This window comes from Streptomyces sp. 4N124 (genome assembly GCF_052245395.1).
In the GTDB taxonomy this organism is placed as follows: domain Bacteria; phylum Actinomycetota; class Actinomycetes; order Streptomycetales; family Streptomycetaceae; genus Streptomyces.
Genome location: NZ_JBQQBS010000066.1, coordinates 46375 through 54001 on the forward strand (window position 1 = coordinate 46375; position 7627 = coordinate 54001).

Annotated in this window: 7 protein-coding genes and 1 pseudogene; 1 reads left to right on the plus strand and 7 read right to left on the minus strand. The window is 72.4% G+C overall.

Going from position 1 to position 7627, the window contains the following annotated elements; genetic code table 11:
• Positions 1 to 56 precede the first annotated feature (56 nt).
• The 7 genes from ACTWQO_RS41270 to ACTWQO_RS41300 all read right to left on the minus strand — a co-directional run bounded on the left by ACTWQO_RS41270 (position 57) and on the right by ACTWQO_RS41300 (position 7443).
• Positions 57 to 1118: a sugar phosphate isomerase/epimerase family protein gene (locus tag ACTWQO_RS41270; protein ID WP_443242517.1), complete on the minus strand. Its 1062-nt coding sequence runs from the start codon at positions 1116 to 1118 to the stop codon at positions 57 to 59.
• Positions 1119 to 1198: 80 nt separating this feature from the next.
• A complete protein-coding gene (locus ACTWQO_RS41275) occupies positions 1199 to 2587 on the minus strand; it encodes a nucleotide pyrophosphatase/phosphodiesterase family protein (RefSeq protein ID WP_443242518.1) in 1389 nt (462 codons plus the stop codon).
• Complete coding sequence (eboE, locus tag ACTWQO_RS41280) at positions 2584 to 3753, minus strand: metabolite traffic protein EboE (protein WP_443242519.1); 1170 nt, start codon at positions 3751 to 3753, stop codon at positions 2584 to 2586. Before eboE ends, ACTWQO_RS41275 begins: the two co-directional genes overlap by 4 nt.
• A 3-nt stretch (positions 3754 to 3756) precedes the next feature.
• Entirely contained in the window at positions 3757 to 4605 is an 849-nt protein-coding gene (locus ACTWQO_RS41285) for a TatD family hydrolase (protein WP_443242520.1), read from the minus strand.
• The gene (locus ACTWQO_RS41290; RefSeq protein WP_443242521.1) at positions 4605 to 5315 is read right to left on the minus strand and encodes an EboA domain-containing protein; all 711 of its coding nucleotides are present in this window, start codon (positions 5313 to 5315) and stop codon (positions 4605 to 4607) included. The genes ACTWQO_RS41285 and ACTWQO_RS41290 overlap by 1 nt, the downstream gene beginning before the upstream one ends.
• A complete protein-coding gene (locus ACTWQO_RS41295) occupies positions 5312 to 6334 on the minus strand; it encodes a sugar phosphate isomerase/epimerase family protein (protein WP_443242522.1) in 1023 nt (340 codons plus the stop codon). Before ACTWQO_RS41295 ends, ACTWQO_RS41290 begins: the two co-directional genes overlap by 4 nt.
• Positions 6331 to 7443: an SCO3242 family prenyltransferase gene (locus ACTWQO_RS41300; protein ID WP_443242526.1), complete on the minus strand. Its 1113-nt coding sequence runs from the start codon at positions 7441 to 7443 to the stop codon at positions 6331 to 6333. Before ACTWQO_RS41300 ends, ACTWQO_RS41295 begins: the two co-directional genes overlap by 4 nt.
• On the opposite strand from ACTWQO_RS41300, the pseudogene ACTWQO_RS41305 reads away from it, so the two are divergent.
• Positions 7363 to 7627 (plus strand): annotated as a pseudogene (locus tag ACTWQO_RS41305) (hypothetical protein); the annotation flags it as partial. The gene ACTWQO_RS41300 and the pseudogene ACTWQO_RS41305 sit on opposite strands and share 81 nt — an antisense overlap.

Consider the following 7627-nt stretch of genomic DNA (forward strand, 5'->3'; position numbering starts at 1 on the left):
GAGGAGGCCCCTCCCCCGGACCTCGGGAGGGGCCTCCTCGTGTGTGAGTGTGCCGGTCAGCACTTCTCACGCAGTGAGTGCAGGTGCGCGCTGGACCGGCGGGCGAACGTGAAGGACTCGGTCGGGTTGTCGTGTTCGGCCTGCCAGTGGTGGGCCAGGCGGTGGCCGCGCAGACGGGTCACGGCGGAGATGAACCGCTGGTAGTCGATGTCGCCGTCACCGACGTCGGTCATGCGGTAGCCGTAGGTGTTCGACGGGTCGCTCTCGCCGTCCTTCACATGGAACAGCGGGTAGCGGTCCGGCTGCCTGAGTACGTAGTCGAGGGGCTCGAAGGGGGCGGGTGTGCCGTCGGGCCGCTTGGAGAAGCGGAACTGGCCCGAGTACGCCCAGAAGATGTCCATCTCCAGGAACACGAGGTCCGGGTCGGTCTCCGCGAGCAGCACGTCGTAGAGGCGGACCTTCGGGTTGTCGGTGGCGAAGGAGAACTCCTCGGAGTGGTTGTGCTGGTAGAACTTCATGCCGCGTGCCTTAGCGGCGGCCCCGTAGGTGTTGAACTCCTCGGCGGCGCGCTTCCAGGCGTCGACGGTCGAGCCGTAGCGGAACGGGCCGGAGGCGGTGCCGATGTGCTTGAGACCGAGGGCCTGGGCGTCGTCGAGGACCTTGGTGAGGTTCTGCGCGAAGGTGTAGGCGTTCGGGTCGCTGGAGTAGTAGCCGACGTGGCTGCCGATCGGGTTCAGACCGTAGTTCCTCGCCAGCCGCTTGAGCTGGGCGAGCGTGATCGGGCCCGCCGAACCCTGGGTGTATCCGGCGAACTCGACCTCGTCGTAGCCGTACTTCGCCAGTTCGGCGAAGACGGCGGCGAAGCCGAGGGTGGAGACCTTGTCGCGGAGGCTGTAGAGCTGGATGCCCAGGCGGCCGGGGGGCAGGACGGGACGGCCGCGGCCCTGGGCGCCGGCTGTCGCGTCGGTCGCGGCGACGGCAGGAGTGGCGGCCGCGCCGAGCAGGGCGGCGGCGGTGGCGCCGGCGGCCACGCCGAGCATGCCTCGTCTGCTGAGGCGGTGGGCCAGCTCGGGGTCGTTCGCCTTGCTGGATCTGGCGGTGCGAGGTGTGCGGCTCATGCGGAACTCCTCGTGATGGGAGGGCGTTGTCAGTGGTGAGTGCTTCACTTGTGACCAGTCGGACCTGAGGGGTTCACCCCTCAGGAGAGACCGGCGAGTTGGAGCAGCAGTGACTTCACATCGGTGGCCGCGACGCGGTCGCCGACAGCGCGGGGGGTGGAGCAGATGAGGAGCGGACCGTCGTCGTCGCTCGCCGGGAGGCGGCCGTGGCTGCCGCGAATAGGTGAGGGATCCAGGGGCACGACCGCCATGCGGTAGCGCATGCCGATCTTCTTGCGGGCCAGGGCGGTGGCCGCCTTGACCTTCACATAGGGGTCGAGCGGATCCATGAAGAGTTCGACCGGGTCGTAGCCGGGTTTGCGGTGGATCTCGACGAGCTGCGCGAAGTCGGGCGCGCGGTCGTCGTCGAGCCAGTAGTAGTACGTGAACCAGGCATCCGGCTCCGCCACGGCGACCAGCTCGCCGGAGCGCGGATGGTCGAGATGGTGGGCCTTCTTGCCCTCGTCGTCCAGGAGTTGCTCGATGCCGGGCAGATCGTGCAGCGCCTGCCGGACGGCCTCCAGGTCTTCGGGTCGGCGTACGTAGACGTGGGCGATCTGGTGGTCCGCGACCGCGAAGGCGCGTGAGGCCATGGGGTCGAGGTACTCCATGCCGTCCTGCGTGTGGACTTCGAGCAGGCCGGCGCGGCGCAGTGCGCGGTTGATGTCGACCGGGCGGCTCACGCGGGTGATGCCGTACTCGGACAGGGCGACGACGGTCCGGCCTTCGGCGCGAGCGTCGGCCAGGAGCGGGGCCAGGGCCGCGTCCAGGTCGCCGGCCGCCTTGCGGGCGCGTGGGTCGTCGGGGCCGAAGCGCTGCAGGTCGTAGTCGAGGTGAGGGAGGTAGCAGAGCGTCAGGTCGGGGTGCCTGGTGCGCATGATGTGGCGGGTCGCGTCGATGATCCACCGGCTGGAGACCAGGTCCGCGCCGGGTCCCCAGAAGTGGAAGAGGGGGAAGGTGCCGAGTTTCTCGGTGAGTTCGTCGTGCAGGGCCGGGGGCCGGGTGTAGCAGTCGGGTTCCTTGCGGCCGTCGGCGTAGTAGACCGGACGGGGGGTGACGGTGAAGTCGGTGTCGGCGCCCATGGCGTACCACCAGCAGATATTGGCGACCGTGTAGCCGGGGTGCGCGCGGCGGGCGGCGTCCCAGAGTTTGTCCCCGGCGACCAGGCCGTTGTGCTGCCGCCACAGCAGGACGTCGCCGAGTTCCCGGAAGTACCAGCCGTTGCCGACGATGCCGTGCTCCGACGGGTGGGTGCCGGTGAGGAACGTGGACTGGGCGGCGCAGGTGACGGCCGGCAGGACGGTACCGAGCGGCGCGCGGGAGCCGGACTGGGCGAGCGTCTTGAGGTGGGGCATGTGGTCCAGCAGACGGGGGGTGAGACCGACGACGTCGAGGACGAGGAGAGGAGTGGGCCCTTCGGATCGGGTCATGGCAGTTCCTTCAGGCCGAGGTCCGTCAACAGGTCGCGGGCGAGGGTGAGTTCGGCGGCGATGCCGTCGGCGAGCTGGGCCCGGCCGCGGGGCCGCAGCTCGGGCGGGAGGGCCTGCCAGGTGTACGTCTCGACCTCGAGGTGGCTGGTGAGCGGGTGCGGGCCGCCCACCAGGCGGGTCAGCACGGACTTGAGCACGGAGAGCGTGGAGGTCAGGGGCGCGGCGGGGGCCGCGTGCAGCGGGACGTGGAAGTGGGCGCGCCAGGGGGCGGCGTCGGGGAGGGAGTCGCCCTTGAGGGCTTCGCCGAGGTCGTCGGTGCCGCGCAGGCCGGCGGCGGTGGCCGTGCGGGTCTGGTGCAGGAAGCGGGGTTCGTCGAAGGCGGCGAGGGCCGTGCGGACCTCGGGGAGATGGGGGTGTTCGGCGTGCAGGGCGGCGGAGAGCTGGGACTTGACGACGGGGACGCGGGCTTCGGTGAGTGCGTCCAGGGCGGTGTGCGGGTCTTCGAAGGAGGTGGCGAGGTGGCAGGTGTCGACGCAGATGCCGATGCGGTCGTGCGCGATCGCGGTCAGCGGGGCGAGGGCGTCGGCGGTGGTCTCGACGACGCAGCCGGGTTCCGGTTCCAGGCCGACGCGGATGGAGCGGCCGGTCAACTCGTGCAGGGCGTCGAGGCGTTCGGCGAGCGTGCGCAGGGCGGTGCGGGCTGTCGCGGTGCGCTCCTCGGTGGCGGCGGTGCGCCAGGCCAGGGGCAGCGTGGAGATGGTGCCCTCGGTGACGTCGTCCGGGAGCAGCGCGGCAAGGACGCGGGCCAGGGCAGAGGTGTGGTCGAGACGTTCCGGGTCGGCCCAGTCCGGCTTGTAGACGCGGTACTTGACCTCTTCGGCGCCGAATCCTTCATAGGGGAAGCCGTTGAGGGTGACGACTTCGAGGCCGCGGCGGTCGAGTTCGGTGCGCAGTCCCCGCAGGGCGGACGGGTCGGTGACGAGGGCGTGGGCGGCGTCCTTGGCGAGCCAGAGGCCGATGCCGAGGCGGTCGCGGTGGAGGCGCCGGCGCACGGGTTCGCAGTGGTCGCGGAGTTGCGCGAGGACTCCGTCGAGGGTTTCGGCGGGGTGGACGTTGGTGCAGTAGGCGAGGTGGACGGTGGAGCCGTCGGGGTGGCGGAAGCGCATCGCTCACTCCCCGCCGCGCAGGATGGAGTTGCCCTCGTGGGTGGCGTCCGTCGCGGCGACGTCGAGGACGAGTCGTCCGCTGAGGCCGTAGAAGGCGACGGGGTTGCGCCACAGCACCCGGTCGACGTCGTCCTCCGTGAAGCCCTCGGCCAGCATCAGGTCGGCGACCCTGCGGGTCTTCAGGGGGTCGCTGCGGCCCCAGTCGGCGGCGGAGTTCACCAGCACCTGCTCGGGGCCGTACTGCTGGAGGATCGCCACCATCCGCTGCTCGTCCATCTTGGTCTCGGGATAGACGGAGAAGCCCAGCCAGCAGCCGCTGTCCTTGGCCTCCTTGACGGTGGTCTCGTTGAGGTGGTCGATCAGGACGCGCTCCAGGGGCAGCGCGGACTCCCGGACGACGTCGAGGGTGCGGCGCAGGCCGGCGAGCTTGTCGCGGTGGGGGGTGTGCACCAGCGCGGGCAGTTCGTGGTCGGCGGCGAGCTGGAGCTGGGCGGCGAGCGCGGTGTCCTCGGCGGGGGTCATGGAGTCGTAGCCGATCTCACCGACGGCGACGACCTGGTCCTTGACGAGATAGCGGGGCAGTTCGTCGAGGACGGGGAGGCAGCGGGGGTCGTTCGCCTCCTTGGGGTTGAGGGCGAGCGTGCAGTGGTGGGCGATGCCGTACTGGGCCGCGCGGAAGGGCTCCCAGCCGAGGAGCGAGTCGAAGTAATCGAGGAAGGTGGCAGGAGAGGTGCGGGGCTGGCCGAGCCAGAAGGACGGCTCGACGACGGCGCGGACACCGGCCGCGTGCATGGCCTGGTAGTCGTCGGTGGTCCGTGACGTCATGTGGATGTGGGGGTCGAAGATGCGCATCAGGACTCCTTGCCGTGGGGGTCGGCCGCTGAGTGCCGTGGGGGTCCGGGCTCGGTCAGCGCCAGGACGCGGTGCAGGTCCTCCGGTACGGGACGGCCCGCGGCGCCGCGTTCGGCCGCGTAGTCGCCGAGCATGCGGGCGAGTTCGGCGTCGGCGTGGGCGCGGCGTTCCAGGTCGGCCACCTCGGCGACCGGCACGCCGGTGAACAGGCACTTCAGGACGGCGTGGCGCCAGTGGTGGGGGGTGAGGTGCCGGGCGGCGTACGGGCCGACGGCCGCGGCGAGGAGGCTGGTGTCGTTGGTGCGCAGGGCGTCCTCGACGAGCGGGAGGGCGTCCGGGCCCGGCACGAGGTGGGGCAGGGCGTGCAGGACGGCTCGGCGTTCGGCGGCGGTGCCCTGGGAGTAGACCCGGGTGAGGGCGTCGGTGTCGGCGTGGGCCGCGTGCAGGATCAGGACGCGGGCGGCGTCGGCGTGGTCGGTTCCGCAGCGGCGGCCGGCCTCGGCGAGGCGCAGCTCCCACACGGAGATGGGGCCGTGTGTGCCGGGATGGGCGGCGGCCTCGTCGAGAGCCTGGTCCAGCCAGGCCCGGGCGGCACCGGCGAGTCGGGTCGTGAGGTGGCGGTGCAGCTCGTCCAGCGGGGTGAGGGCGAGTGCGGTGCCGCCTGGGGTGCCGGCCTCGGAGGGCTCTGGCGCGGCGTGCGGTTGCGTCATGAGGTGCTCCCTTCAGGGGTGGCGGAGGGCTCGCCGTGGGGTGGTGCGACGGGCGGGGTGTGCTGGGCGGCGGCGTGCTGGAGGAAGGGAAGGGAGAGTTCGGCGTGGTGCGGGCCCGCGTGGGAGTGGCGGGGCAGTTCGACGACGGTCAGGCCCTGGTAGCCGGTGGCGGCGAGGGCGGCGAGTACCGGCGGGAAGTCGATGTCGCCGTCTCCGAAAGGGAGGTGTTCATGGATGCCGCGGCGCATGTCCTCGATCTGGACGTGGCGCAGCCAGGGGGCGGCGGCGCGTACGCAGTCGGCGGGCGGCAGGGGTTCCAGGCACTGGCAGTGGCCGATGTCGAGGGTCAGGCCCAGGTGCTCGGCGTCACCGAAGGTCTCCCGGAGGCGGTGGAAGTCGGCGAGGGTGGCGAGGAGGTGACCCGGTTCGGGTTCGACGGCGAGCGGGACGTCGTTGTCGGTGGCGGCGTCCAGAACCGGTTCGAGCGACTCGGCCAGCCGCTTCCATGCCGTGTCCGTGTCCGTTCCGGCCGGGGTGATGCCGCTGAAGCAGTGGACCGCGTGCGCGCCCAGGTCCGCGGCGACCCGGACGGCCCGGATCAGCAGGTCGACCCGGCGCGCCCGATCCGCCGGATCGGCGTCCAGCAGAGAAGGGCCGTGCTTGCGGCGCGGGTCGAGCACATAGCGGGCCCCGGTCTCCACGGTGACGTCCAGCCCGAGCGCGTCCAGCCGCTGCGCGACCCGGCGGGTGCGGGCGGCGAGGTCGGGCGTCATCGGGTCGAGGTGCATGTGGTCGAGGGTCAGCCCGACTCCGTCGTAGCCGAGGTCGGCGAGCAGGGCGAGGGCGTCGTCGAGACGGAGGTCGGCGAGGCCGTTGGTTCCGTAGCCGAAACGGAGGGGGCTGGGGTCGCGGTCCGGGGTGGTCGCTGGAGCGGCTTGTGCGAGGCCTGGCTTGTCGTCACCCCAGGTGGGGGCGGCCGATGCTCGGGTGTTCTCGGGAAGGCGGGAATCCGGGGTCATGTGATGGTCACCTTCCTTGCGAACCTGCGGGCGAGTGGGGCCAGGGCGGCGGTCAGCAGGGCGGTGACGGGGGCGCCGGAGCGGGCGGCGAGGGTGGCCTGGAGGGGGATCATCGCGCGGATGCCGCCGGAGACGGCGCGTTGGGTGAGCGGAGGTGACGGGTTGAGCGTGGCGTGGAAGTAGGGGCGGGCCGCGGTTGCCGCGTAGGCCGTGGCGAGGGCTGTGGGAAGGGGGTTCGGGGTGGCCGGGGGCGGTATGGCACGGCTCGACTTCGCGGCCTGGGGCGTGGTGGCCGGCAGGTCGAGGACAGCTGGGGTCACTTGACCTGACGGGGGCTGTGGGAAGGGGGTGCGGCTGGTGCGGGCTGAGGACTCCGCCGACGGCCCCGCGGAGGCGTGGCTCGTGCTGGGGCGGGTCAGCAGCCGTGACAGCACCGCGGTTGTGGCCAGCGCCGCCAAGGGGGCCAAGGGTGAACCGCCCCGCGTCTCCTGGCGGGAGACGGTCGTGACCGCGAGGGTGTGAGCGCCGAGGACGGCGGCGGACGGGAGGGCCTCGCGGGTGCGGCCGACGGTCGCCGCGGCGCCGAGAAGGACGTCCAGGCCGCGGGCCAGGGCCATGGCGGGCGGGCCCGCGGGGGTGTGCTTCGCGGCGAGGTCGTAGGTCCAGACGGTCGCCGCGAGAGGCACCGCGACCGCGAGGGCGGGGCGGCCGGCGCGGGCGGCCAGGGCGAGCCCCCCGGCCGTGAAAGCGCAGGCTGCTGTGAGGGCCGCGGTGGGGTGGATGCGGCCGGAGGGGAGGGGGCGGTGCGGGCGTTCCACGGCGTCCTCGTCCCTGTCCGCCCAGTCGTTGAGGGCCATGCCGGCCTCGTAGAGAAGGAGGGAGGAGCCGATGGCGAGCAGAGTGCGGCGGTTGGGGTGCACCCCGGTCGCGGCGGCGCCTGCCAGGGCATCGCCGGGCACCGTGAACAGGGCCGGAAGACGCAGAAGTTCGGCCCACGCGCGCGCCCGGCTCGGGGCGGGGATCCGAGCATGGACCTGGCCCAGCGTCAGGTCGATTTCGGCACCAACCCGGCGCGCGGCCTCACCAGTACCGGCATCGCCCCGGCCCACGGCCTCGACACCACCGGCGTCGACACGGCCCGGACCGTCCCCCTGGGCTCCTCGATCCCCCATCCCCCCGTCACCCACGACACGCAGCCAAGCCCTCGCCCCCTCACGGCCCCCACTCACCGCTCCTCCCCGGCCCCGGCCATCGAACCGTCCCTCGGCTCCCCCGCTGTCGCAGCCCCCGAAC

What these genes read in the sequence shown, in the direction of transcription:
- eboE (WP_443242519.1), bottom strand. Translation starts at nt 3,753, where the DNA reads ATGCGCTTCCGCCACCCCGACGGCTCCACCGTCCACCTCGCCTACTGC.
- ACTWQO_RS41270 (WP_443242517.1), bottom strand. Translation starts at nt 1,118, where the DNA reads ATGAGCCGCACACCTCGCACCGCCAGATCCAGCAAGGCGAACGACCCC.
- ACTWQO_RS41285 (WP_443242520.1), bottom strand. Translation starts at nt 4,605, where the DNA reads ATGCGCATCTTCGACCCCCACATCCACATGACGTCACGGACCACCGAC.
- ACTWQO_RS41295 (WP_443242522.1), bottom strand. Translation starts at nt 6,334, where the DNA reads ATGACCCCGGATTCCCGCCTTCCCGAGAACACCCGAGCATCGGCCGCC.
- ACTWQO_RS41290 (WP_443242521.1), bottom strand. Translation starts at nt 5,315, where the DNA reads ATGACGCAACCGCACGCCGCGCCAGAGCCCTCCGAGGCCGGCACCCCA.
- ACTWQO_RS41275 (WP_443242518.1), bottom strand. Translation starts at nt 2,587, where the DNA reads ATGACCCGATCCGAAGGGCCCACTCCTCTCCTCGTCCTCGACGTCGTC.